This is a genomic window from Microcoleus sp. B4-C2 (assembly GCF_036705265.1).
GTDB lineage: Bacteria > Cyanobacteriota > Cyanobacteriia > Cyanobacteriales > Microcoleaceae > Microcoleus.
In genome coordinates, this window is the sequence record NZ_JAUBUB010000015.1 from 15,250 (window position 1) to 41,381 (window position 26,132).

At 45.0% G+C, this 26,132-nt stretch carries 16 protein-coding genes and 1 pseudogene; 11 read left to right on the forward strand and 6 right to left on the reverse strand.

Annotated features, from left to right (window positions below):
• The first annotated feature begins 90 nt into the window (after positions 1–90).
• Both QUB20_RS07525 and QUB20_RS07530 read left to right on the forward strand, forming a co-directional pair.
• Positions 91–3,222 carry an efflux RND transporter permease subunit gene (locus QUB20_RS07525; RefSeq protein WP_333245184.1) on the forward strand — a complete coding sequence of 1,044 codons (3,132 nt, stop codon included), beginning with the start codon at positions 91–93 and terminating at the stop codon, positions 3,220–3,222.
• Between the two features lie 39 nt (positions 3,223–3,261).
• Positions 3,262–3,741, forward strand: coding sequence for a hypothetical protein (locus QUB20_RS07530; RefSeq protein WP_333245186.1), 480 nt, complete (start codon positions 3,262–3,264; stop codon positions 3,739–3,741).
• A gap of 106 nt (positions 3,742–3,847) precedes the next feature.
• Here QUB20_RS07530 and QUB20_RS07535 read toward each other — a convergent pair whose 3' ends face one another.
• The 3 genes from QUB20_RS07535 to QUB20_RS07545 form a co-directional block, all read right to left on the reverse strand.
• Positions 3,848–4,801 carry an FTR1 family protein gene (locus tag QUB20_RS07535; RefSeq protein WP_333245191.1) on the reverse strand — a complete coding sequence of 318 codons (954 nt, stop codon included), beginning with the start codon at positions 4,799–4,801 and terminating at the stop codon, positions 3,848–3,850.
• A gap of 87 nt (positions 4,802–4,888) precedes the next feature.
• Positions 4,889–6,166 carry a helix-hairpin-helix domain-containing protein gene (locus QUB20_RS07540; protein ID WP_333245194.1) on the reverse strand — a complete coding sequence of 426 codons (1,278 nt, stop codon included), beginning with the start codon at positions 6,164–6,166 and terminating at the stop codon, positions 4,889–4,891.
• A 164-nt stretch (positions 6,167–6,330) separates the two neighbouring features.
• The gene (locus tag QUB20_RS07545) at positions 6,331–7,335 is read right to left on the reverse strand and encodes a multicopper oxidase domain-containing protein (protein ID WP_333245197.1); all 1,005 of its coding nucleotides are present in this window, start codon (positions 7,333–7,335) and stop codon (positions 6,331–6,333) included.
• Between the two features lie 206 nt (positions 7,336–7,541).
• On the opposite strand from QUB20_RS07545, the gene rppA reads away from it, so the two are divergent.
• The 5 genes from rppA (at position 7,542) to rpmB (ending at position 13,148) form a co-directional block, all read left to right on the forward strand.
• Positions 7,542–8,231: a two-component system response regulator RppA gene (rppA, locus tag QUB20_RS07550; RefSeq protein ID WP_333245200.1), complete on the forward strand. Its 690-nt coding sequence runs from the start codon at positions 7,542–7,544 to the stop codon at positions 8,229–8,231.
• Positions 8,232–8,317: 86 nt separating this feature from the next.
• Positions 8,318–8,548: a hypothetical protein gene (locus QUB20_RS07555; protein ID WP_333103822.1), complete on the forward strand. Its 231-nt coding sequence runs from the start codon at positions 8,318–8,320 to the stop codon at positions 8,546–8,548.
• A 202-nt stretch (positions 8,549–8,750) separates the two neighbouring features.
• Positions 8,751–10,088 carry a two-component system sensor histidine kinase RppB gene (gene rppB / locus QUB20_RS07560; RefSeq protein WP_333245203.1) on the forward strand — a complete coding sequence of 446 codons (1,338 nt, stop codon included), beginning with the start codon at positions 8,751–8,753 and terminating at the stop codon, positions 10,086–10,088.
• Between the two features lie 499 nt (positions 10,089–10,587).
• Positions 10,588–12,576 carry a molecular chaperone HtpG gene (htpG, locus tag QUB20_RS07565; RefSeq protein ID WP_333245206.1) on the forward strand — a complete coding sequence of 663 codons (1,989 nt, stop codon included), beginning with the start codon at positions 10,588–10,590 and terminating at the stop codon, positions 12,574–12,576.
• A 335-nt stretch (positions 12,577–12,911) separates the two neighbouring features.
• On the forward strand, positions 12,912–13,148 hold the full coding sequence (gene rpmB, locus QUB20_RS07570; protein ID WP_333065932.1) for a 50S ribosomal protein L28: 237 nt from the start codon (positions 12,912–12,914) through the stop codon (positions 13,146–13,148).
• A gap of 76 nt (positions 13,149–13,224) precedes the next feature.
• Here rpmB and QUB20_RS07575 read toward each other — a convergent pair whose 3' ends face one another.
• The 3 genes from QUB20_RS07575 to proS form a co-directional block, all read right to left on the reverse strand.
• On the reverse strand, positions 13,225–15,288 hold the full coding sequence (locus QUB20_RS07575) for an adenylate/guanylate cyclase domain-containing protein (protein WP_333239849.1): 2,064 nt from the start codon (positions 15,286–15,288) through the stop codon (positions 13,225–13,227).
• Positions 15,289–15,427: 139 nt separating this feature from the next.
• Positions 15,428–18,400 carry an adenylate/guanylate cyclase domain-containing protein gene (locus QUB20_RS07580; protein ID WP_333245209.1) on the reverse strand — a complete coding sequence of 991 codons (2,973 nt, stop codon included), beginning with the start codon at positions 18,398–18,400 and terminating at the stop codon, positions 15,428–15,430.
• 321 nt (positions 18,401–18,721) lie between these two features.
• Positions 18,722–20,527, reverse strand: coding sequence for a proline--tRNA ligase (gene proS, locus QUB20_RS07585; protein ID WP_333245212.1), 1,806 nt, complete (start codon positions 20,525–20,527; stop codon positions 18,722–18,724).
• A gap of 85 nt (positions 20,528–20,612) precedes the next feature.
• On the opposite strand from proS, the gene QUB20_RS07590 reads away from it, so the two are divergent.
• The 4 genes and pseudogenes from QUB20_RS07590 (at position 20,613) to QUB20_RS07605 (ending at position 26,067) form a co-directional block, all read left to right on the forward strand.
• Entirely contained in the window at positions 20,613–20,918 is a 306-nt protein-coding gene (locus QUB20_RS07590; protein WP_333239843.1) for a hypothetical protein, read from the forward strand.
• A 300-nt stretch (positions 20,919–21,218) separates the two neighbouring features.
• A complete protein-coding gene (locus QUB20_RS07595; protein ID WP_333239841.1) occupies positions 21,219–22,148 on the forward strand; it encodes a hypothetical protein in 930 nt (309 codons plus the stop codon).
• Positions 22,149–22,207: 59 nt separating this feature from the next.
• A pseudogene (locus QUB20_RS07600) lies at positions 22,208–22,534 on the forward strand (hypothetical protein); the annotation flags it as partial.
• 368 nt (positions 22,535–22,902) lie between these two features.
• Complete coding sequence (locus tag QUB20_RS07605; protein WP_333245216.1) at positions 22,903–26,067, forward strand: MFS transporter; 3,165 nt, start codon at positions 22,903–22,905, stop codon at positions 26,065–26,067.
• The last annotated feature ends 65 nt before the right edge of the window (positions 26,068–26,132 follow it).

Genomic DNA, 26,132 nt, shown 5'->3' on the forward strand with positions numbered 1-26,132 from the left:
ACATAGTTTCGGCGAATAATCCGCTTTTGATCCTAATTTTATATTCTGATTTCAAAGTAGCTCAAATAATAATTACCACTATTTCACTTCATGCTCAACTCAATCCTCAAATGGTCGATCGCTCAACGTTGGCTAGTTGTAATCGCTGCAATAATAGTCACTTTTTTGGGTAGTTATAATTTAACTATAATGCCCCTTGATGTTTTTCCTAATTTTGCCCCGCCTCAAGTAGAAATTCAAACAGAAGCTTCGGGATTGGCCCCTGAAGAAGTAGAGTCTTTAATCACTTTACCAATTGAGAGCGCAGTCAATGGAACTCCGGGGGTAGAAACCGTGCGATCCTCTTCGGCGGTAGGTATTTCAGTTGTTCGAGTAATTTTCAAAGCCGATACAGATATTTATCAAGCGAGACAATTAGTTGCTGAACGTTTACAGCAAACCCGATCCAAGTTGCCTCAAGGTGTTGAAGAACCACAAATATCTCCTGTATCTTCTCCGATTGCCACAATTTTAATGTATGCCTTCACCCTAAAAGCAGAAGGAAAGGAGCCAAATACTGATTTAATGGAAGTGCGACGGTTAGTCGATCGAGATGTCACTAACAGATTACTTGCTGTGCAGGGAATATCACAAGTCATTGCCTATGGAGGTGATGTTAGAGAGTATCAAGTTTTAGTCGATCCAGTCAAATTAACTGCATTTAATATCTCTTTAGAAGATGTGACCAAAGCGGCACAGCAATCAAATACCAATGCGTCTGGGGGATTTTTGATTACACCCGATCGCGAAGAAATTATTCGTGGCGTAGGTCGGATTGAAACCATTGAAGAATTGGCAGAATCAGTAGTAATATCTAGGGATGGAAAACCCATCAAATTACGCGATGTGGCAGAGGTAAAATTAGGAGCAGCACTAGCTAGAGGAGATGGTAGTGTTAATGGTGAGAGAGGAGTAGTTTTACTGGTAAACAAGCAGCCTCAAATTGATACTCCAACCGTGACCAGAGCAGTTGAACAAGCAATGGAGGAAGTGCAAGCCGGATTACCCCAGGATGTGAAAGTACAAGTAACTTTTCGCCAAGAAAGTTTTATTGATTCTGCTATTGAAAATGTGCGCGATTCCCTACGAGATGGCATCATTATTGTTTCAATAATCATGCTGATGTTTTTGATGAATTGGCGCACAACTCTCATCACTCTCAGCGCCATTCCCTTGTCGGTGCTGATAGGAATGTTGATTTTATCATGGTTTGGGGAAGGCATAAATACTATGACTCTTGGGGGATTGGCAGTAGCAATTGGTTCTGTTGTGGATGACTCAATTGTGGATATGGAAAACTGCTATCGGGGATTGCAGAAAAATCAAGTAGATGGCAAGCCTAAAGATGATTTTGAAATTGTTTATAGCACTTCGGTAGAAGTTCGCACGAGTGTAATTTTCTCTACAGTAATCATTGTTATTGTATTTGCGCCGATTTTTTCTTTAACAGGAGTAGAAGGGCGAATATTTACCCCAATGGGAGTGGCTTATTTAGTTTCTATTATGGCCTCTACTTTTGTAGCAATGACTCTTTCCCCTGCTCTTTGCGCTATCTTATTAGCAAATCGTCAATTGCCATCGGATGATACTTGGGTGTCGGCATTTAGCCAACGGCTTTATCGTCCTGCTTTGAATATGGCAATTAATCGTCCGAAATTCATCTTATTGCCAGCCATCGCTGCTTTTATTGCTTCATTAATTGTGCTTCCCTCACTAGGAAGAGTATTTTTACCAGAATTTCAAGAGCGATCTTTAGTTAATACAATGTTACTTTATCCTGGGAGTTCCCTGTCTGCTACTAATGATATGGGACTTTCAATGCAGAATGCTCTCAAAGATGACCCTCGATTTACAGCAGTACAATTGCGATCGGGACGTGCGCCCGGTGATGCTGATGCCGGAGGGGTAAATTTAGGACATTTGGATGTAGAACTGAGCGATATTGGCATTAAAAAGCGAGAAGAAAGTATTGCCAAAATTCGAGAGGAATTTAATAAATTACCGGGTGTGGCTACCAGCGTGGGAGGCTTTATTTCGCATCGGATGGATGAAGTGCTTTCAGGAGTGAGAAGTGCGATCGCAGTGAAAGTTTTTGGGCCTGATTTGACAGAATTAAGAGCGATTGGGAAGGAAGTGGAAACAGCTATGGGCGAGGTAAAAGGTATTGTTGATTTGCAGTTAGAACAACAAATTCCCATTCGTCAGTTACAGATTAAATTTGAGCGAGCTTCGGCTGCACGTTACGGACTTACCATTGGAAGTCTTACAGAAACTATAGAAACTGCCTTGAATGGGAAAGTAGTATCTCAAGTCCTTAAAGAACAGCAGTTATTTGATTTATTGGTGTGGTTGAAACCGGAAAGTCGCAGTAATCTTGATACTATTCGTAACTTATTAGTTGATACTCCTTCTGGGCAGAAGATCCCACTCGCACAAGTCGCAAAAATTGAATACGGTACTGGCCCTAATACCATCAACCGTGAAAATGTTTCCCGTTTATTGGTTGTGGCTGCGAATGTGTCAGGACGAGATTTACGCTCAGTTGTTAATGAAATTAAGACCAACGTACAACAGCAGGTAATCTTGCCTTCAGGTTATTTTATTCAGTATGGTGGACAATTTGAATCAGAAGAACGAGCTACCCAAAATATAATCCTATTTGGTAGCTTAGGAACAGTCATTATTGCGGTGCTGATGTACTTTGCTGTCCATTCTTTTGCAGGTGCGGTGATGATTATGATTAACTTACCCCTGGCATTAGTAGGAGGAATTTTCTCGATTGCGATCGGTGGTGGCATTATTTCTGTAGCTTCACTTGTGGGTTTTATCACCTTATTTGGTGTAGCGGTTCGTAACGGTTTGCTTTTGGTGGATAATTTCAATCAAAAACTAAGCAAGGGAATGCCTTTCAAGCAAGTAATTAAAGAAGGTGCGATGGAAAGATTGGTGGCGATTTTGATGACAGCTTTTACCTCTGCTTTAGGCATGGTTCCCCTGGTAGTTGGTACAGGCGCAGGCAAAGAAATTTTGCAACCTCTGGCGGTTGTGGTGTTGGGTGGATTGTTTACTTCTACAGCCTTAACTTTGTTAGTTTTGCCAGCTTTGTATGCTCAATTTGGGCATTTTTTACGACCTCAAAAACCTCAGCCCGTTATTGAAGACGGGAAGGTAGCTAATGTGTGATATTTTCTAATTATTGTCAGTCAGCAAGGAGTCAAACAAATGAAATCGCTTAAGTCAAATTTAATTGTTCTAGGTAGTGTCGGATTGCTGTTTTTGGGAGCTTGCAGTAACGATAACCAAGCAAGCGATCCAAATACCACTCCAGCATCCCCTCCTGTCGCCTCTCAACCTGCGTCTTCGCCTCCCGCCACTGCTCCTGGAAAAGCAACTCAAGGGGGGCAAGTTGTGGAGTCTGGAGCTTACCATTTAGAGTTTGTACCTTACAAAGAAGCTACCGGAACTCATTTAGATTTATTTTTGCTAAAAGGGGAGAAAAAGGAACCAGTTCCTAACGCGAAAGTGACGGCTCAAGTGCAGTTGCCGAGTGGAAAGCAGCAAACCCTAGCTCTCAAGTATGATGCTGAGGGCAAACATTACGCTGTGTTGTTTCCCGGCAATGAACCCGGTCAGTATCCAGTGAAAGTGACTGCGGATATTAACGGAGAAAAAGTTGACGGTCGTTTTACCTTCAATCAATAGATGGCTGATTTCCTAATGCGCTCTAACTTATGGGCGCATTAATTATTAGCAACAAACAACTGCCTCTTGCATTTCCGCTAAAAAGCCGATCGCGTTTCGATCACACTTAATTTCCTATTTCGTTACCTGAGTTTTTTTTTAACGGGAAAAACACTCGACCTGCCAGACTTTGGAAGTAGATGCCACCGACGGTAATTAAAAAGACGAAATAGGCGATCGCCTGCACGACATAGAGCTTCTCCGTGTAGCCAAACAACGCACTCAACAGCAAACCGGGAAACTTGTCTTCTGGAACCAGTTTCGAGGTATTCCAGACCATTGGGCCGAGAATGCAAGAGTGGATTTTAGTAAATCTTTCGTAATAGAAACACAGCGCTGCTGACTCGCGATTTGTTTGCGATAAAATATTCACCGCGCTGTCAAAAAGTCCCAATGTAGATACCACTAAACCCGCTACAATAAATAGCAAAAAAATACCCATATATTTGAAAAACAGGCGGATATTAATTTTGATTCCCCATTTAAACAGCAGGACACCCAGTGCGGTGGCTGAGAGAATGCCCGCCAAAGCGCCGATCGCCGGAATAATCCCTTGTTGAAACTTGGCGACGACAAACAAAACAGTTTCAAACCCTTCGCGTAAAACGGCAATCAAAACTAAACTAAATACGCCCCAACCGGCATGAGAATTTTGCGTTAAGGCAGCACTCACAGCACCTTCAACTTCGGCTTTCATAAATCGCGCTTGCTTAGTCATCCAAATCAGCATCCAGCTCAGCATTGCGATCGCTAAAACTCCAAAGGTTGCCTCTAGCAGCGACTCCATAATCGGTGCAAAAGGCTGATTGGATGCGGACAAAATTTGAATTGTCCAGCCGAACATTACACCTATCAAAGCGCTGGCAATAATTCCCACGCCAACTCCGCCGAAAACCCAAGGACTTAAATAACTTTGTCCTGATTTTTTGAGGCAAGCGAGAACGATGCCGACAACTAAGGCGGCTTCGACTCCTTCGCGGAGAGTAATTACAAAGGTGGGCAATGCTTCGCCAAAATTCATTTTTTCATGGTGGGAATGGGACTGGTTAAGGAGCGAGGTAATTGGCAGATTATTTACCAATTACCGCTCTTGATGAGAGTGATATTTTTAAGATGCGGGTTTGAGAACTTTTTGGCTGTCGCTTTCGATCTTTTTAACTAGCTGGTTGACTTGTTCGGTTGTTTTAACTGGGGCGGGGGGTGCGATCGCAGTTGGCCAAGTTGCCTTCAGTTCCGTCATGTTTGCAACAATTGCTTTGTCAATTTCGGGGCTGGTTTTAGCCACTTGCTCGGCGATATCTTTGTACAGCATTTCCGCGTACATGACAAAACCCCGCGAATCTTGGTATTCAATAATTGCGGAAATTTTGCCGTTAGCAACTGCGGCTCCGTATTCGGAATTAGCTGTATCTAGCAAGCCGTTAATCACTTGCAGCACGAATTTCGGATCTTTGCGCTGCGCTTCGGGGAGGGTGGCAATTGCTCCGTCCACTGCTTGCATTGATGTGTCAAATTCCGCATTCACTTGAGCCGGATCTTTTGCACCTGCTTTAACTAAATCCTGCAATTTAATTAAAGTAGTCTTAAATTCGGGAATTTTACGCTCGTTTAGCTGATCTTCCACATCGGCATAAATTTCTTCGACTGGATGGCCGATGTGCGGTTCGGCTTGGTCGGGTTTGCCTTGATCCAAGAGTTCTTTTGCTACGATAAGATGCCCTTTCATCAAGCCGAGTTTAGTCATGTAGTCTACATCTTTTGGTTCCCCTGTCAGCGCCACGTTTTCAATAGTTACCAAGTCTTTGATTTGGTCGAATTGGGCTTGAGTAATGACATTTTTTGAGACTAATTCTTCAACTTTGCCGTAAGGGCGGCTGGCTTGAATCTTGTTAGAAAGTGCCGGTACTCCTAACTTGGCTTCGAGTTTATCTAACTCTGAAAGAATGGCTGTATTGATGTTGATGCCGCCTTTGCCGCCGTGATTCCCGCTGTGACCGCTTGTGGAGGCGGGACTGGCTGTGGCAACGGGTGAGACTGTGCTGTCGGTGTTGCTGGCTGTGGGGGAAGCGCAACCAGCGAGAGCAACGAGGATGGCTGTAGCCGTGGCTGTGGGTAATAAACGATATCTTGCAACATTTGCAACAACCCTGCTACGGGCGGGCGAGACGCCCACCCCACAAGAAAAGTCATTGTTTGTGGAACAGGCATCTTGCCTGTTCTTGGGGACGCCCACCCCACAAGAAAAGTCATTGTTTGTGGAACAGGCACCTTGCCTGTTCTTGGGGACGCCCACCCCACAAGAAAAGTCATTGTTTGTGGAACAGGCATCTTGCCTGTTCTTAAGAATGGTGCAAGATGTGAGTAATAAACGAAATGTTGATAACATGGCTGTTGCTAATTTTTACGTTATGTGCATTTGGACTCACAAGTTATTAAGAAAAATTCTCAATTATTTGCGAGCTATTCATTCTACCTATTTGCGATCGAGCTTGTCAAATAATTTCATACTTTCTTTATTTGAATCGGCGCACCGTGGTAGCAGGATTTGGTTTAAGTGATGACTTCAAATACCCCCATGCAGCCTGCTTCGGCGATATCATCTTGATGGGGATGAAACATAAATTTTCCAGCGTAGCCGTAGGTAAATTCTAAAATATGTCTTTCAGCTACTCCCATTGTAATTACATCGGTTCTTTCACTGGGAGTCAAAGTCATTCCTGTGCGATATACGTCAAAAAAGTTGGCGTGCAGGTGAAAAGTCACTGCCGCTTCGTACTCAATCAGGTTGAGAACGTAAAGCCGGATTAGCTGATTTCGGTAAATAGGAATCGGGTTGTTCATGTAATAATTGGGCAACCCGTTAAAAGCGTATAGTTCGTTGGTTTTGTCGTCGTTTACGTCGTATCCTCCCATGATTAACAAGATTTCATCTGCGGGAGGGCGGGGTTTTGGCGGATCGATAATGAACATTCCATAGAGTCCTTTACCTATATGACGAGTTACAGGCTCAATATGGCAGTGATATAGATGCACTCCGTAGGGATTGGCATCGAATTCATAAATAAATACCGAACCGTGTTTCACTGGTTTAACGCCATCCATTTCGCTGGTATGAACGCCGTGAAAGTGCAGCGAATGAGAATCTGCGGCTTTGTTATAAAAAATGACGCGGATACGATCGCCCTCTGTTGCCCTCAATGTCGGCCCCGGCACGCGATTGTTGACGTTCCAGGTGTTGAAAGCGACGGCGCTGTTAAGTTGGACGACCGAAGTATTAGCTTCTAGGCGAAATTCCCGAACCGTGCGCCCGTTTTCGCGCGTCACCGTGCCGTAATCAAAATCCCGCGCAATTTGCATCGGGTTGATATTGCTGATGGTGAGTGCATCTGCGGGGATGGGCGGTATTCTCGCCAATGCCGATCGTTTTTGGGTCATGTTTTGCAATGCGATCGCGCCGCCCGCTACCCCAGCCCCAGCTATTCCTAGCTGTAGCAGTTGGCGGCGACTCCAGCGCCCCGGCTTTTTCATGGCGGGACGATCGGATAAATCTGTCATAGTTATTGAAAAATATTCTCAAAAATTTGATTGGGTTTGAGTATAAGACATTTCCCGCTTGTTGTCAATAATTGTCAACAGTCATTTTTTTCTGCGAAATTAGAAAATTTCATGCTGATTTCATCTCAGTATGTGATGTTAGATGTTGGGGTAGATGCTGCTGATCGCTAACAATGTATAAAGATTTACCGCTATAAATTAGAGTTATGAGAGTTTTGCTAGTTGAAGATGAGCCCGATTTAGGGAAAGCGATCGAGCGAACCTTAAAGCAGGAAAAATATATAGTTGATTGGGCCCTCGATGGCAGTGAAGCTTGGGAATATTTAGACAGCCAGTGGACGCAATACACCCTCGCTATTTTTGACTGGTTGCTACCAGGATTGTCAGGATTGGAACTGCTGCGGAGATTGCGTGCTAAACATAGCGCCCTGCCCGTATTGATGCTGACAGCAAAAGACCGAATGGAAGATAAAGTTGCGGGACTAGATGCCGGGGCTGACGATTATTTAGTCAAGCCGTTTGGGATGGCGGAACTGTTAGCAAGATTGCGGGCTTTGCAAAGGCGATCGCCCCAAATTCAACCACAACAGAGACAGGTAGGGAATCTCGTTCTCGACTGCGGAAATCGCACTGCTTGTCATGTCGATACCCACGGCAAAAATCAGATAATTTCGCTGACAAACAAAGAATTTCAACTGCTAGAATACTTTATGAAACATCCCAACCAAATTATCACCACTGACCAAATTCGGAATCAGCTATGGGAAGCGAGTGCAGATACCTTTAGCAATGTGGTAGCAGCTCAAGTGCGCTTGCTGCGGCGCAAACTCGAATCAGTTGGCTGTGCGAATTTAATTGAAACTGTACACGGCGTCGGATACCGCATGAGAAATTAAAGTAGTAGGGGCAACGGCGGGGGGAATATACCTCGTTTCCCGTATCTGGCTATAATATAGAAAACTCGATCGGAAAAATGACTGCCATGAAAGATTTAATCCAACAAGAGTTAGAAAAGCTCGATATAGAACAACTAAAACAAGTATTTGAATTTATTGCTTTCCTGAAATTTCGTGCTAAATTAGTTACTATTCCAGCAATCGATGAAACTAACTTAGCTGCACTCTACAGCGAATTTGCCGAAGAAGACCGACAACTTGCGGAACTCGGAATGAGCGAATATGCAGAACTCCTAAAACATGAGGATTTGGCATGACAGTCAAATATAAAAAATGTAGTATTTACCTGGAAACTTTTATTTTAATAGGACTTAAGCAGGGTTTCAGAACCGGATTTCTTAACCTTATTCTCTCTTTTTTCCTCCTCTGCGTTCTCTGCGCCCTCTGCGGTAGATAAAAAAATATCATCTTCAACTAATTACCAATTACCAATTACCAATTACTAGCAAGATATGAAAGGTGAATCAAAATAAACTATTTAACCGAACTCGCTGGCAATTAGCCATTTCCTATGCAGCAGTAATGGGTTTGATTTTAAGCTTGTTGGGATTTGGCGTATACAAGGCGATCGCCCATGCTCACTGGGTAGCCATAGACCGCGAATTAGAATCAGTAGCGGGGACGCTACACGACAGCCTAGAAACAAAATTGCAGCAGCCCGGACGCCTAGAACCAATAGTCAATGATCTTTTGCCCAACCTCCGCGTAATTGGAGTTAACGGCATTAAAGATAAACAACAGTTGCCCGATCGCCATATTTTAAGCGCTATAAACCAAAGCTTTTACTATATCCGTTTATTTGATAATTCAGGAAATTTGATTGCTACAGCAGGCGCTTATCCCGAAGAATTGCCACCGACATTTAACTCACAACATTGGCAAACAATCACTGACAGCCAAGGCAATATTTATCACCAAATTTCTGTATTGCTGCACACCAATAATCAGGAAGATTGGGGATATTTTCAAGTGGGGCGGAGCTTGGAAGACTTCAACGATTATCTCAGTACAGTCAAATTAATTTTAAAGTTGGGATTGCCGACAGCATTAATTTTAGTAGGCTTTTCTAGTTGGTGGCTGGCAGGATTAGCCATGAAACCGATTTATGCTTCCTACCGACAAATTCAACAGTTTACAGCGGATGCTGCTCACGAATTGCGGACGCCTTTAGCGGCTTCGCAGGCGACTGTAGAATCGGCGCTGTTGACGCCTCAATTAGATGAAAAAGAAGCGCAGGAAATTTTGCGGACGATCGATCGCCAAAACCGACGACTGACTCAGTTAGTGGCTGATTTGCTGCTACTGGCTCGCATGGATAATCAAGTGATACGCGATCGCCCTCAATTGTGTTGTTTGAATGACCTTGTTAGCGATTTAGTAGAGGAATTGGCAGCTTTGGCGATCGCTTCTAAGGTAGCGCTAACATCCGAAGTGCGAGTGCAGCAGCAATTAAATGTTGTCGGCAATTCCGACCAACTTTATCGCCTAGTTGCTAATTTAATTGTTAATGCCATTCAATACACTCCGGCGGGCGGGAAAGTAACAGTTATTTTAGATTGCAATCACATCGAGGCGATCGTTCAGGTTCAAGATACCGGTATTGGGATAGCGGCGGCAGATTTAGAGCGAATATTCGATCGATTTTACCGAGTCAACAGCGATCGATCGCGCAATACCGGCGGTTCGGGACTGGGATTGGCGATCGCCCAAACCATCGCCCGCGCACACCGCGGCAGCCTCAGCGCCCGCAGCGAATTGGGTTCCGGCAGCACCTTTCTCCTGCAGTTGCCTTTGTGAGCTACTATTTGACATCTCCCCAGCCCTTTCATAGACGGGGATTCATAAGACTATAATGGAGGTCTTACAGGTGCTGACAAATCACCTCTACACGCTCAAAACAACTACCATTACCAGAGGTATTGCAATTGCGCTTACTTTTGTTTTACTTTCGGAGTCCATCACAACGCCAGATAGGTACGCTCCATGTTCACCATTACTTGTTTACCCAGGCTACGGTCATGCCGAGACGAGATAACGAGCGGGGTTTCTCCTTAATAAAACACTTCTTCACGTAGATGGTTGTTCTTACTTGCAATTTAATTCTAGCATATTGAGGGCGGTTTCAACCGCCGCCGCGTTCCTCCCCATGATGTAAGCCATTGGCTTCTCGCTCAATTATGGTGAGGGAAACCGAATCATCTTTTTAGGGTAATCCCTTTTGCAGAAGAGAGCACGATCGCCGAAAATCATTAAATAGCTATTTCTCAGCAATTAGCAGTCATCACAGAGAAAAATTATGACAGTTTTAGAACAGGGAACAATCTCAATCCATACCGAAAATATTTTCCCGATTATCAAGAAGTCGCTATACACTGACCACGAAGTCTTCTTGCGGGAACTAATTTCTAACGCCGTCGATGCCATTGCCAAACTCAAAATGGTTTCTCGTTCCGGCGAATACAGCGGCGAGGTGGGCGAACCGCAAATCAACATAGCGATCGACAAAGAAAACAAAACCCTCTCAATTTCCGATAACGGCATCGGCATGACCGCCGACGAGGTAAAAAAATACATCAACCAAGTCGCTTTCTCCAGCGCAGAAGAATTTATTGAAAAATACCAAGGCAGCGGCAAAGACGCAATTATCGGTCACTTCGGTCTGGGTTTCTACTCTTCTTTCATGGTGGCGAAGAAAGTAGACATTGATACTCTTTCTTACCAGGAAGGCGCGCAAGCCGTACACTGGTCTTGCGACGGTTCTCCCGCTTTTGAACTATCAGAATCTTCCCGCACCGAACGCGGCACTACTATTACTCTTACCCTCCAAGATGAAGAACAAGAATATGTAGAACCCAGTCGCATTAAGCAGTTAATCAAAACTTACTGCGATTTCATGCCAGTTCCCATCAAATTTGAGGGAGAGGAACTCAACAAGCACAAAGCAATTTGGCGGGAATCAGCCAGCAATTTGCAAAAAGAAGATTACTTAGAACTGTACCGTTACCTTTACCCGTACCAAGACGAGCCTCTGCTGTGGGTACACCTGAATACAGATTATCCTTTTATTGTCAACGGGATTCTTTTCTTTCCCAAATTGCGGCCGGATGTCGATGTTACCCAAGGCAATATCAAGCTATTCTGCAACCAGGTTTTTGTCAGCGACCACTGCGAAGAAATTATCCCGAAATTCTTGATGCCGCTGCGGGGAGTTATTGACAGTACCGACATTCCCCTGAACGTTTCTCGCAGTTCTTTGCAAAGCAATCGCACTGTGCGGAGAATCGCTGATTATATTGCGAAAAAAGTGGGAGATCGCCTGAAAGAACTCTACCGCGACGACCGCAACGAATACATCCGCTGCTGGCAAGATATCGGCACTTTTGTCAAGTTTGGAACTCTCAACGATGACAAGTTCAAAAAGCAAGTCGAAGATATTTTAATCTACCGCAGCACCTACGAACCAACAGCGGACAAGCCAGAAACTGTAACGCCCGAAGTTCAGGTGCAAACTGAGGAAGGAGATTTGTGGCAAGATGTAACTCCGAAGTCGGAAAATTCGGCTTCAACGCAGCCTTACACGACGCTGAAAGAGTATTTGGAACGCAATCAAAAACGCCACGAAAATCGGGTGTTTTATTGTACCGAGCCGGCATCTCAAGCAACTTACGTTGCTATGCACAAAAGCCAAGGTTTAGAAGTGCTGTTTATGGATTCTTTCATCGACACGCACTTTATCAGCTTCTTGGAACGAGAACACTCAGATGTCAAATTCTCGCGGGTTGATTCCGACATCGACGACACGCTAATTGACAAAGAGAAAGAAGCGGAAATTGTCGATCCGGCGACGAATAAAACTCGCAGCGAACAAGTTAAAGAAATGTTCCAAAAAGCTCTCAATAAGCCGAAAGTGAACATTCGCACAGAAGCTTTGAAGTCTGACTCTGCGGAGGCGACGCCACCTGCGATCGTACTTTTGCCGGAAGCTTTGCGCCGGATGCGCGACATGACGGCGCTTTTGCAGCAGCAAGCGGCCGAATTCCCCGAAGAACACGTTTTGCTGGTGAATACGTCTCACCCGCTGATTCAAAATCTGGCGAGTTTGAGTCAGGGTGCGATTATTCAAGGTGGCGGCGAGTCTCCGTCGGCTGAGTTGGCGAGTATGATTTGTCACCACGTTTACGACTTGGCTTTGATGGCCCAGAAGGGTTTCGATGCTGAAGGGATGAAGGATTTTGTCGAGCGATCGAATCAAGTCTTGACAAAATTGACTGAACGTGCCATGTAATTACCCCCCCCAACCCCCCCTTGCTAAAGGGGGGAGCAAGAGTTTATTTCCCTTGCTGAGCCGGCGATCGGGTGTTTTTTGTCCCCCCCTTAACAAGGGGGGCTAGGGGGGTTCTGCGCTGTTGCTATATAATGAAGCGATCGAATCAAGTCTTGACAAAATTGACTGAACGTGCCATGTAATTACCCCCCCAACCCCCCCTTGCTAAAGGGGGGAGCAAGAGTCTATTTCTATGGGTAAAGGGATAAGTCAAGCCTTCTTCCTTCTTTCTTCTTCCTTCTTCCTTGGGCTATAATGAAATGCTGCACGCAAAAAACGGTAATCTGGAGGGAAGTATGTCACGGAAATGTCAGCTAACGGGGAAGAAGGCGAATAACGGTTTTGCAGTTTCTCACTCGCACCACCGCACTCACAAGTTGCAAGAGGCAAATTTGCAGTGGAAGCGGGTTTGGTGGCCGCAGGAGAAGCGCTGGGTAAGATTGCACCTTTCTACAAAAGCGATTAAAACCTTGCAAAACAAGGGTTTGGAAATCATGGCGAAGGAAGCTGGAATTAACCTGTACAAGCTTTAAAAAACTTGGCTAATTGAGAAAAGGGCGATCGCACATTTGAGAGTGCGATCGCCCTTATTTTAGAGAAAAACCTTTACTAAAGCCACTTTCTGCATTTGAGTAAATAAGTAGTCATCTCGCCTTTGCCTTTAACTTCGATCGCGCCGCGACTTTCAAAGGAATACTTTTCTCGCAACTGCTGATAAGTTGTCTCTGTTACCTGAATACACCCCGGCAAGCCGTGAGATTCCATGCGGGAAGCGGTGTTAACGGTGTCTCCCCACAAATCGTAAATAAATTTTTTAATACCGATGACTCCGGCGACAACCGGGCCGCTGTTGATGCCGATTCTGATGCTGAAATCTTGATTGTGGATATTGCTGAAGTCAGTAATTGCCTGCTGCATATCGATGGCCATTTCTGCGATCGCTTCTGCGTGATCCGGGCGAGGAATGGGCAGGCCTCCAACTACCATGTAAGCGTCGCCAATCGTCTTAATTTTTTCCAAACCGTGCCTTTCTGCTAGGTTGTCAAATGTCGAAAAGATGTCATTCAGCAAGGCTACTAATTGCGTTGGAGAAACTCGCGAGCTCAATTGAGTAAAGCCTACTATGTCCGCAAACAAGACAGTAACGTCAGCAAAGGTGTCTGCGATCGTACTGTCTCCTCGCTTCAACCGATTTGCTATTTCTTCAGGCAAAATATTCAACAACAAGCGTTCTGATTGTTCCTGTTGAACTCGCAGTGCACTTAAAGTATCATTCAGAGCATTAGTTCGTTCTTTCACTCGAAATTCTAACTCTTCATTCAGCTTGTAAAGCGCCATTTCAGCCCGCCTGCGGTCTGTGATATCCGTACCGATTGCCAGCATTCCCGCGAACTTTCCTGCCGCGTCAAACAGCGGTTTATTTGCCCAGGATACCCAAACGCGATCGCCGCTGCGCCGGATACTTTCATTTTCATTTCGCGTATATTGTTCTGGGTTTTGCAAAATATCTCTCAACTTTGCTGCCAAATCATTTCCTGTTGTATCTGTCTTGGGAATAATTGTTCCCACGGCGTTTTTGCCAATTATCTCTTTTTCATCGTAACCAAAAAACTTCTGTGCAAATTCGTTAAAAAAAGTAATATTTCCTGCCCTATCTATTTTTAAAATAATGCTGTTAGCATTTTCCACTAATTCCCGATACTTAATTTCGCTTTGCCGCAGCGAATCCTCTGCTGAGGCGCGTTCGGCTACTGTCGCCGCCAACAGCAGCGATGTAACTACAATTACGCTCATAAAAGCCTGCAAAAATAAGATTGCCTGATTGATATTTTCCGCTTTGGCAATAAAAGGCCCGCCTCCCTGAGAACCGCCCCAAATGGCGATACTGGATACAATAAAAGATGCTAAAACCGCCCCTACCTGACCGAATTGAATGGTTGCCCAAATTACTAAGGGAAATGGCAAGTATTCGAGGGGATAACCGGAGAGATTACTTTCACTTTTTGAGTTGTAGATTAGCCAACTGACTGTTACTAATAACAGCAGGCATATTCCGGCACCGATGCGATTGAGAATTGTTTGAGAAGCTGTATTTGGTGAAGGGCGGGGCGCTGGTTTGTGGTTGTATATAATCAACAGCAGGGGAGTAAAAATTAACACTCCTAATGTATCTCCGAGATACCAATTCCATCGAATATGCCAATATTCGCTCCAGTCAACTAAACCCGTTAAACACAGGCGTAACGTGCCGAGAGTGCAGTTAATTTGAGTCGCAACTAGAGCGCCGCCCCAGACTAAATTGACTACATCTATGAGCCGAGATAGTGATGAGCGAAAGTTGAGTTTTCGCAACAAAGCAAATGCAAAAAAAGCTTGCAAGCAAGCACTGAACGCAGCTAACAATGCACTAAAAAATGACATTTTGTTGATAGTCTCGAACAAAAATACGCCTAAAGCTATTCCCGGCCAAACTCGCCGACCCAATAATAAAAGTGCAGCTTGTGCAATTCCTGCCGGCGGCCAGACGCAGCTAGCTAATGTATTGACGCCTGGGATTGAAATTGCTATTTTTCCTCCCAAAGCGTAAGTAAAAGCAATGGCAGCTACTTTTGCTAAGTATTGCGAATTTCTAGATTGAGTAAATCGCAGAAACTGATTTTTGTTGGGGTTCATACTGAGTATTATATGTTTAACTAACTATAGCAACCGCGACCGAATATTAGGACGTTCTTAATTGCTGAAACATGAGTTGTTATATTGCTTCTTCCTTCTTTTTCTGCTGAGCGAAGTCGAAGGGCTTTTTTCCTTACTGCTATAACTTGATGCCTGTAAGAAAGTAAGTGTTCATCTCGCCTTTGCCTTTAACTTCGATCGCGCCGCGACTTTCAAATACATACTTGTCCTGCAATATATCATAAATTGCAGACGTGACTTGAATGCACCCCGGCAAGCCGTGGGATTCCATGCGGGAAGCGGTGTTAACGGTGTCTCCCCACAAATCGTAAATAAATTTTTTAATACCGATTACTCCGGCGACAACCGGGCCGGTGTTAATGCCAATTCTGATGCTAAAATCTTGATTGTGGAGATTGCTGAAGTCAGTAATTGCCTGCTGCATATCGAGGGCCATTTCTGCGATCGCCTCTGCATGATCGCTGCGGGGCATGGGCAGCCCTCCTACTACCATGTAGGCGTCGCCAATCGTCTTAATTTTTTCCAATCCGTGCTTTTCTGCTAGGCGATCGAATGTGGAAAAAATATCGTTAAGCAAGGAAACTAATTCGGGCGGAGAAATTTGGGAACTAATTTGCGTAAAACCGACTATATCTGCAAACAATACTGTTACTTCGGAAAAAGTATCGGCGATGATGCTTTGGTCTTGTTTTAATCTGTCGGCGATCGCTTGCGGTAAAACATTGAGCAGGAGACGGTCAGATTTTTCTTGTTCTAAGCGCAAAGCTGCCTCAGCTTGTTTGCGAGTTGTGATATCTTGAACAGTACCTTCGTAATAAAGCAAATTTCCATGTCTGTCGCAGACAGTATAAGCATTCTCCGCAATCCAAATTATACTGCCATCTTGGCGGTAAACTTGAGACTCAAAATCTGATACTTTGCCGTTTTTTCGCATTAAATTAATGACTTCGGCGCGGCGTTCTGGGCATACATATAGCTGGCGGTTAATATTAGTTAAAGTCCCCTTCAACTCTTCAAAGGAACTATAACCGTAAATACGAATTAAAGCAGGGTTGACGCTGAGATATTCCCCATCTGGAGTAGTTTGAAAGATGCCGACGATCGCATTTTCAAAAATGCTGCGGTATTTTGCCTCAGCTTGTCGCAGCGCTTCTTCAGCGCGCTGGCGTTCTCGCGCTTCCATTGCGAAAGTTACAGAGTCTGCTAGAGAAACAGCGAAACTTTGTTCTTCAATAGTCCAACGGCGGGGCATTCCTACGTGTTCTAAACAGAGAACTCCGGCTGTTTCTCCGCCTATTTGAATCGGCGTATCTAGCATGGAAGTGATGCCGAACGGAAGTAGGTAAGATTCCGCAAATTCTCTAGTTCTAAAATCGTTTTGCGCGTCAAAGGCAGCAATTGCGCGTTCTTCTCGCAGTGCTTGGAAATAGACAGGATAGTCTGCTTCTGCTAATTGCAAACCGTCTGAGTGCTGGTTGACAGCGTGATCGAACAAATCCAGGCACTCGATCTTGGATTTAGTGCGATCGTACAGCCATACGCTCGATCGGGCAACTTCCAGAGTACGGCTAGCAGTTTCAGTTATTTCTTGAAGCGCCTTTGTTAAGTCGCCTTGATTCAGCGCTTTATTTTTGGCTAAATCAATTAAGGCCGATTTCTGTTTCTGTAGCTGAAGTTCGCTTTGTTTCAGGGCATTTGTCCGCTCTTCAACTCGGATTTCCAGCTTTTCATTCAGCCTTTGCAGCGCTATTTCAGCTTTTCGGCGAGCGGTGATATCTGTGCCGATGCAGAGGATGCCCAGGATTTCTCCCGCTGAATTAACCAGCGGTTTATTTGCCCAAGATACCCAAACGCGATCGCCACGGCGTCGGAGGTTTTCATTTTCATAGCTGGTAAAGCGATCGGGATTTTGTAAAATTTCATTATAAACCAACTGTAAGTTATTCCCTTCGATGTCTGTCTGCGGAAGAATTGTTCCCATTGCATTTTTACCAATGACTTCTTCCTGAGTGTAGCCAAAGAATATTTCAGCAAATTCGTTAAAAAAAGTAATATTGCCGTCAGCATCCAATTTCAGAATAATGCTGCTTGCATTTTCCACCAATTCTCGATATTTAATTTCGCTTTCTCGCAGCGAATTTTCTGCCTCGGCGCGTTCAGCTACCGTCGCTGCCAATAACAGCGAGGTAATTGTAACTACAGCCATAAAAGCTTGCAAAAATAAGATAGCCTGAGTGATATTTTCGGCTTTGGCTATGAACGGCCCCCCTCCCTGAGAACTGCCCATAATTGCGATGCTTGAGACAATGAACGATGCTAGGACAGCGGCTCGTTGACCGAATTGGAGCGCCGACCAAATTATGAAAGGAAACGGCAAATATTCCAGGGGATAACTAGAAATAGAAGCTTCTGTTTTCGACACAAAGACCAGCCAGCTCACCCCAATTAATAATAATAACCATACTGCCCGCCAAATTAAATATTTTTGCTGGCTGCCTGTTTGTATTTTTAAACGATCGGCGGTTACTTTAGGGCGAAAAAATATTAGGATTAAGGGAGTTAAAATTAAAACTCCCATTGTGTCTCCCAACCACCAATCCCACCGAAGCGACCAATATTCTGTCCAATCTACTTTGCCCGCTAAATATAGGGAAAACGCGCCAATCGTACAACTGATTTGAGTAGAAATTAGACCGCCAAACAAGATTAAATTAACTACATCTTTCAAGCGATCGAGAGATGGACGAAACCCCATCCAGCGCAGGGCAGTTACTGCAAAAACAGCTTGCAGAATTGCCCCGGCGTTTCCTCCCAGCCAAACCGCAAATATCTGTTCATTTGGGTTAACAAAATTTAGCAGGAATGTACCCAAAACTATGGCAGGCCAGACTTTACTCCCAAACAACAAAAGTCCAGCTTGTGCAATTCCTGCGGGTGGCCACACCGAGGCAGCAAAGGGACTAACACCTTGAATTGAAATTGCTAGCCTCGCCCCCACGGCGTAAGCGACAGCAACGACAGTTACTTGGGCTAAGTACCGCCCAATTCGGGATTGAGGGAATCGCAGAAACTGATTTAGGTTCAGATTCATACCGAGTTTTAAGTTTTAGGGGATTTCACATCAGAAGGAAGAGGGAAGTTCGGCAACGAGCAATGTACGGGATGTAACGGATGTAATATCAATTCCGGTTGTATCGGAATGAGGAAACCGCAGAGGACACAGAGGATACAGAGAAAGGGAAGAGAGAGATGAATAATTCTGATGCCAACGGATTTGATATAACGGATGTAACGGATGTCAGGAAGAGGGAATAAGGAAGAGAAAGAGGGGAGCTAATGTAGGGTGTACACCGGGCACATTGCGAGCCTAAATGTAGGTGCGCGGTGCGCGCACCTTACCAATTATAAAGGCTTAGTTGATGGCGGCTTCAATCCACTGTTTTAAAGTAGAATTTACTTCATCAATGAGAATTTCATGTGATTGGTGATTTGCTCTTTCCACGACTTCAACTTTGCCTGCTTTCAGCGAACGGCCCGGAACAATGCGATAGGGAATGCCGATTAAATCAGCATCTTTGAATTTAACTCCGGCTCGTTCGTCACGGTCATCTAGCAAGGTTTCAATGCCAGATTGGTTGAGTTCTGCGTAGAGTTTTTCGGCGACTTCTACTTGTTGGGCGTCGGAAATATTGGGGATGCTAATGATGGCGTGATACGGCGCGATCGCCACTGGCCAAATTATCCCGTCTTTGTCGTAGGATTGTTCTACGGCCGATTGAGCTAGCCGCGACACGCCGACGCCGTAGCAGCCCATCACAAAGGGCATTTCTTCGCCTTGTTCGCTGGTGTAGGTGGCGCCCATTGCTTGGGAGTATTTGGTTCCTAATTGGAAGATGTGGCCGACTTCGATGCCTCTGGCGCTTTGCAAGGTTTGTTCGGGGTTGTGCACTGCCCGATCGCCCTTTTTGGCTGTTCTGACGCCTACAACCGTTGCTGGTAGCGGAAATTCTTTATCCCAATTAGCACCGACAACGTGGTATCCTGATTCGTTTGAACCAGTGACAAAGTTTGTCAGGTCAACTGCAGTGCGATCGACCAAACGCAAAAACTTAGAGTTTACCTCCTTACTCCCAGCGATATAATCATCAGCAACATCGGGAGCCATATAACCGAGAGGTAAAGATTTAGCCGCCCATTTCCGCTGAGCTTCCGCATCGGGAACAGTCAAAAATAAAACAGTTTTAGCTTGATAATTGCCCGCTAACTTCGTCAACTCATTCAGCAACTTTACCTGATTCACATCTTGGTCGCCGCGAATGCTTACCAATACCAAAACAGTCATGCCATTGTCGTAAACAGCTTGGTAAAGCACATTTTTGACAACTTGCGTCGGAGAACATTTCAAAAATTTGCAAAGTTTATCAATTGTTTCCGTTCCCGGCGTTTCCCGCTTTTCAAACGTTGCAAAGGGCGACGGTTCGGCATCAGCAGGCATCGATACAGCCTTTTCCACATTAGCTGCATACTGACCATCTTCAGTATAAAGAACTTCATCTTCTCCCGCTTCAGCCAACACCATAAACTCTTGAGAACCAGAGCCGCCAATTGCTCCAGAATCAGCATCTACTGCTCGGAATTGCAAGCCCGATCGGCGCAGCATATTGCTATAAGCTTGAGCCATATCCTGATAAGTTTTTTTCAAACTTTCTTCGTTTGTATGGAAAGAATAGCCATCTTTCATAATGAATTCGCGACCGCGCATCAACCCAAAACGCGGGCGAATTTCATCGCGAAACTTAGTTTGAATTTGATAAAGATGTAAAGGCAATTGCCGATAGGAACGAATCATATCTTTAGCAATTGTAGTAATTACTTCTTCGTGAGTTGGGCCCAGTCCCAATTCTCGCTGCTGCCTATCTGTCATGGCAAACATAATACCTTCAGCTTGAGTGTAGGTGTCCCAGCGGCCGGATTCCCGCCACAAATCGGCCGGTTGCAATTGCGGGAGGAGGCATTCTTGAGCGCCGGTAGCGTCCATTTCTTCGCGCACAATTTGAGATACTTTTTTGAGAACTCGCCACATTAAAGGTAGATAAGCGTAAATTCCGCTACCGATGCGCCGGATGTATCCGGCACGGAGTAATAGTTTGTGGCTGGGAATTTCTGCTTCTGCCGGGTCTTCGCGCAGGGTAACAAAAAGCATTTGAGAGAGTCGCATAGCTGATTTCCTTAAAATACCGGATGAGTGTAATTTTAGATCAACTTCTGATATTATCAGAACTAAGCCCGATTTGATTAAATATATGAATAAAATTTGGCAAAACTACGAAAAAGGTATGGCAGTCTTTGATAATTGTCACTCTCCTACGGTGCAATCTCAGTGGCTTGCCTTAAAAGATGAAATAGGAGAATTTGTTCGAGAACCTAATTTAAGTGAAATTTGGGATATTGTTCATGCTGCTGGTCGATTGCTTTACAAAATAATCGGAATTCCCTTATATTTACTGGCCTATCCTACTGTTCGCAAACACAGTCAACGTTTCGAGGAGTACGGATGTATTCGCAGCATTCGCAACTGTGAGGGTAAATGCTGCGGCAAAAAATCGTAGGGTACGCTGCGGCGCACCTGATATCATGTTTGTTGAATGACCCGCAATTACATTCTAATGACCCCACAGATAAATCTGGGAGCTTGAACTAGGGTCTAAAAAGTTTATTTTCCACGACTCCTGTACGTGGCAGCGTATCCGTTTTTGGGCTGGGTCAATGCTTCAATTCTAAAATCTAAAATCTAAAATCTAAAATCGATTGACCTGATTCAAAAAACAATGCAACTTGAGGCAAGTGCCAAACCCCTATCCAGTAACTAATTCCCAATCTAAAATCTAAAATCTAAAATCTAAAATCGCATGACCAGATTTATTCACGACCAATTTGCCAAACAGTATCTGAAAGAACTATTAACCCCTCTCGGTAATGTAGAAACCAGCCGGGATGTCGCTGGAGAAGTAAGGCAGGTTGACGTTTTATTTTCCCCGAAAGCAGAACCGGAAGTTGAAGCAACAGCCCTCGGCATTCTGGGTCAAATCGCAGCAAAACCCGCTGTATTTGAACCCTTCCGCAGCCCAGTCCAAATCGGAGAAATTCGCAGTTGTCTGGGCAAACTCTTCGATATCCACGGCGAATTTGAACGCGCCGCAGTTAGAGAAAATACCCGGATTGCAGAGGCAGACTTGCCCCAACTCTGGATACTGTCGCCGACTGTTTCCGACACGATATTAGCTGGATTTCGAGCCCTTCCCGAACCGGAAAATTGGGTAAATGGAGTTTATTTTCTGGGCCCATCTCTGAAAGCAGCGATTATTGCCATTCACCAACTGCCCCGCACTCCTGAAACGCTGTGGCTGAGAGTTTTGGGGAAGGGAAACGTGCAGAAACAAGCGGTTGCCGAATTGAGAGAATTACCCTCAGATAATGTCTTTCGGTTGAATGCGTTAGAATTGTTGTACAACTTGCGAACTATTTTAGAAGTCCGCCAAGACATAGATCGAGAAGATCGGGAGTTAATTATGGAACTGTCACCCCTCTACTTGCAACGGCTGGAAGATGCAACTCAGCGCGGTATCCAGCAAGGTATTCAGCAAGGTATGCAGCGCGCTCAACGCCTGATGGTTGAGAATCTGCTACAAGTAAAATTTAGTGAGATTGATGAAGAATTAGCCCAAATAATCGAGCCTTTGATTCAACTAGATCCCCTCGATCGCACGCGGCTGATTATGCTGCTCGATCGCTCTGAATTGCTAGCTCATTTTGAACAAAAAAATCAACCGGAATCCTGAGTCAGCAGCGCACTCTACAATCGGTAGGGTGCGCTAAATATCACTTTACTATTTATTATCGAGAAAATCGGGAGTTAATTATGGAACTATCACCCCTCTATTTACAACGGCTTGAAGAAGCAACTCAGCGAGGTATCGAGCAAGGTATTCCGCTAGGTATTCAGCAAGGTATTCAGCAAGGTATCGAGCAAGGTATTCAGCAAAGTAAACGCGAGATTGTTGAGAGTATGTTACAAGTGTATTTTGGCGAGATTGATGAAGAATTATCCCAACTAATCGAGCCTTTGATTCAACTAGAACCCATCGAGATCGCGCGACTGATTATGCAGCTCGATCGATCGCAATTACTCGCTCGTTTTGAGCCTGAAAATCCAACGGAATCCTAACTCGCTAGCGCACTCTACGATATGTAGACTGCATCACATCGCCCTTTACTACTATTGATAATTGGTGGGGATCGCCCCAGCCTCAAACTTGCTATTTTTATGCGAACTCTGCTGCTACCAATCGCTTAAAAAGTAATTTCTGACTTTAGACGGATTTATTTTTTAGCTTCCAGAGCCATAATAAGCAGTAAGGATGAGATCACTATAGAACTGATTTACCACTCATCCCAATTTCACTAATAAGGGCTTCCGTAAGATAAAGCCGAACCCAAACAAAACCTCATCTAAAGATTACAAACACCCCTAGAAAAAAGTTGGGGGCAATTTTCGCTATGCCGAGTTAGGCATAAAAATTAAGGAGGTAAATTATGTTTCAAAGCGAGTTATTAATGTCGCTGTACACTCCAAAACTCGATAGGGGCCAAATGCCAGTAGAAATGCCAGTACAAATGCCAGTACAAATGCCAGTAGAAATAGATGTGCCATTTGACCACCCCGATATCGGAGGGCTGATGTTTTTAAGCCCTCAGTTTTTCGTAGCATTAATCGCCGGAGTCATTATGGCTTTCGGCTTCCAATTCCTGTTAACAAATTTCTCGATCGCCGCCAAAATCTCAAATTGGGACGAGGCTTTACCCGACGATGACGATGATGAATCTGAAAGTTTGGGGAGTAAAGTTCGCAAGACTGAAGGTTTAGTCGGGGGTTGGATTTTAGTCACCGTTAACCTGGCTTTATTTTTGGCTTGTTTTCTGGCAGTCAAACTAACTTCAATTGCCAGCGTAGACGGAGCGGCAATTATTGGTGTAGTCATTTGGTCGGCGTACTTTTTAACGCTGGTGTGGCTCGGTTCTAGCGCCGTCGGTTCTATGATCGGTTCCTTGATAAAAACTGCTTTTTCAGGCGTTCAAGGTGTCATGGGTACTGCGGGTGCAGCGATCGGCGGCAAGATGGCTAGCGACCAAATGGTCAATACTGTAGAGGCATCTGTGGCCGCTGTCCGCCGCGAGTTGAGTTCGGCGGTAGACCCGGATAGCATTCGCGAAACACTGCAAGATTATGTGGGTTCTTTGCAGTTACCGAAACTAGATGTTAAGGAAATTCGCGGTCAATTTGAAAAGTTACTGGGCGATGCAGATATCAAATCTTTTGCGGGAAGCGACGTTCTGAAGAATGTTAACCGCCAGACTTTTGTGGATTTAGTTAAGAGTCGCACCGACTTTTCTCAAGAGGAAATAAATCAAATTGCTGACCAGCTCGAAGGCGTTTGGAAGCAAACTTTCGGCAAGCAGCAAGAGCAGAAAGACCCGAATTTAGAGTTGGTTGATTTTCTCAAGTTTGCGGCTCCCGATTTGCTGAAGTCTGACGAACTCAACGCCAAGCTGTCTCAAATTCTGGAAAGTAGGGAAAACAAATCGGAATCCAGCAGCGGCATGAAGCGAGCGATGCAGTTGGGAGTGGGATCTCTTGTGAACACTGTTTTGTCGCGGACGGATTTGTCTGATTTGGATGTTGAAAAAATCTCTGGTCAGTTGCAACAACTGACAGCACAAGGAAGTCAAAAAGCTAAATCTTTTGCTTCTCAGGTGGGCGATAAAGTGCCTGCGCTGCCTTTCAATACAGCTAAGGCTGATGTGGAAAACTACTTGATGAATGCCCAACCGTGGCATCTCAACCGGGAGACAATCAAGCAGGAATTTAGGGATGTGATTTACGACCCGGAAGCCTCTCCTGGGGCCGTGTTGCGTCAGTTAGAAATGTTGAATCCCGATTATTTTGTAAGGATTCTGGGCCGCCGCGAGGGGTTTGCTCCTGAACAGGTGACGGAAATTGCCGAACAGCTTGAAGGTGTCCGACAAGAAGTGTTGGAAATTGTGCAAGCTGCTGCTGGTGAAGAACAGTCTCAAGATTTGCGGAGCCGGATTGAGAATTATTTGCGATCGACCGGCAAGGAGGAATTGAATCCTGAAGGTATCGAGCGGGATTTCCAAGCGCTTTTGGAAGATCGAGATGCTGGTTTTGAGGCTTTGCGTGATCGCCTGTCTCAGTTTAACCGCGATACTTTGGTGCAGTTGCTGGGTCAGCGGGAAGATTTCAGTCCAGAGGAAGCCGATCAGTTAATCGGGCGGCTCGAAAGTTCGCGCGATCGCGTAATTTCAAGAGCTCAAGAATTGCAAGAGCAAGCGAAATCGAAAGCGCAAGAATTGCGGCACAAGGTAGAAGACTATCTCCGCAATACTAATAAGGAAGAACTCAATCCTGAAGCGATCGAGCGCGAGTTTCAAACGCTGTTAAGTGACCCCGAAGCCGGATTTAAAGCGCTGAGAGAACGCTTATCTCAATTCGACCGCGATACGCTGGTGCAGTTGCTGTCACAGCGCCAAGACCTCAGCGAAGAACAGATCAATCAGACGATCGACCGGATCGAATCTGTGCGCGACAACATTATCCACGCGCCGCAAATAGTTGCAGATAGAGCTAAGCAACAGTACGAGGAAGTTACTGCAAAAATTGGTGAGTACCTGCGGAATACAAACCTGGAAGAACTCGATCCAGAAGCCATCAATCGGGATTTGACCAAATTGTTTGAAAATCCGAAAGAGGGTGCTTTGGCACTTCGGGAAAGACTTTCTCACGTTGATCGCGAAACTTTAGTCAAGCTGCTTTCGCAACGGGAAGATTTGAGCGAAGAACAGATCAATCGGACGATCGATCGCGTGCAAGATTCGATTCGCAGCATCGTGAAATCGCCCCGTCGCTTGGCTTCTCGCGCTCAAAAAACAGTCCGGGATTTCCAAGGAAGTTTGGAAAATTACTTGCGGAATACGGACAAGGAAGAACTCAATCCTGAAGGCATCAAACGCGATTTGCAGTTGCTGTTTAGCGAGCCGGGAATGGGGATGCAAAGTTTGGGCGATCGCCTGAAGCACTTCGATCGATCGACTCTGGTAGCATTGCTGTCGCAGCGGGAAGATATTTCGGAAGAGGAAGCTAACAGAATTGCCGACCAAATTGAATCTGTCCGCAACCAAATTGTCGAACAAGTTCAAATGGTTCAGGATAAGTTTCAGTCAGCAATGGATGGTATTTTCGGGAAAATCCGGGATTACCTCAATTCCCTGGAGCGACCCGAACTCAACTACGAAGGCATCAAGCGGGACTTACGCAAAGTGTTTGATGACCCGCAGGCCGGATTTGACGCCATTAAAGAGCGTTTAGGTGAGTTCGATCGCGGTACTTTAGTTGCCCTGCTGAGTTCTCGTTCCGATATTTCCGAGACTGACGCTCACCGAATTGTTGATCAAATGGAAGGAGCCAGGGACAGCGTTTTATTGCGTTCAGAACGCCTGCAAAATGAAGCCAAAAAACGCATCAAACAGCTCAAGAAAAAGACCAAGCAGCAAGCAGAAGATGCGCGCGAAGCGGCAGCAGCGGCAGCTTGGTGGCTGTTCGGTACGGCTCTGACTTCTGTGGTTGTTTCCGCTTTGGCTGGAGCAATAGCAGTCAACGGGATTTCGGGTTTGTTTAGCTAGATTTTCAACGAGTTTGAAATAAAGTTCTCCTGATTCTAGGCTGGCTGTTTGCCAGCCTATTTTCT

What these genes read in the sequence shown, in the direction of transcription:
- QUB20_RS07525 (WP_333245184.1), top strand. Translation starts at nt 91, where the DNA reads ATGCTCAACTCAATCCTCAAATGGTCGATCGCTCAACGTTGGCTAGTT.
- QUB20_RS07530 (WP_333245186.1), top strand. Translation starts at nt 3,262, where the DNA reads ATGAAATCGCTTAAGTCAAATTTAATTGTTCTAGGTAGTGTCGGATTG.
- QUB20_RS07535 (WP_333245191.1), bottom strand. Translation starts at nt 4,801, where the DNA reads ATGAATTTTGGCGAAGCATTGCCCACCTTTGTAATTACTCTCCGCGAA.
- QUB20_RS07540 (WP_333245194.1), bottom strand. Translation starts at nt 6,166, where the DNA reads ATGTTATCAACATTTCGTTTATTACTCACATCTTGCACCATTCTTAAG.
- QUB20_RS07545 (WP_333245197.1), bottom strand. Translation starts at nt 7,335, where the DNA reads ATGACAGATTTATCCGATCGTCCCGCCATGAAAAAGCCGGGGCGCTGG.
- rppA (WP_333245200.1), top strand. Translation starts at nt 7,542, where the DNA reads ATGAGAGTTTTGCTAGTTGAAGATGAGCCCGATTTAGGGAAAGCGATC.
- QUB20_RS07555 (WP_333103822.1), top strand. Translation starts at nt 8,318, where the DNA reads ATGAAAGATTTAATCCAACAAGAGTTAGAAAAGCTCGATATAGAACAA.
- htpG (WP_333245206.1), top strand. Translation starts at nt 10,588, where the DNA reads ATGACAGTTTTAGAACAGGGAACAATCTCAATCCATACCGAAAATATT.
- rpmB (WP_333065932.1), top strand. Translation starts at nt 12,912, where the DNA reads ATGTCACGGAAATGTCAGCTAACGGGGAAGAAGGCGAATAACGGTTTT.
- QUB20_RS07575 (WP_333239849.1), bottom strand. Translation starts at nt 15,288, where the DNA reads ATGAACCCCAACAAAAATCAGTTTCTGCGATTTACTCAATCTAGAAAT.
- QUB20_RS07580 (WP_333245209.1), bottom strand. Translation starts at nt 18,400, where the DNA reads ATGAATCTGAACCTAAATCAGTTTCTGCGATTCCCTCAATCCCGAATT.
- proS (WP_333245212.1), bottom strand. Translation starts at nt 20,527, where the DNA reads ATGCGACTCTCTCAAATGCTTTTTGTTACCCTGCGCGAAGACCCGGCA.
- QUB20_RS07590 (WP_333239843.1), top strand. Translation starts at nt 20,613, where the DNA reads ATGAATAAAATTTGGCAAAACTACGAAAAAGGTATGGCAGTCTTTGAT.
- QUB20_RS07595 (WP_333239841.1), top strand. Translation starts at nt 21,219, where the DNA reads ATGACCAGATTTATTCACGACCAATTTGCCAAACAGTATCTGAAAGAA.
- QUB20_RS07605 (WP_333245216.1), top strand. Translation starts at nt 22,903, where the DNA reads ATGTTTCAAAGCGAGTTATTAATGTCGCTGTACACTCCAAAACTCGAT.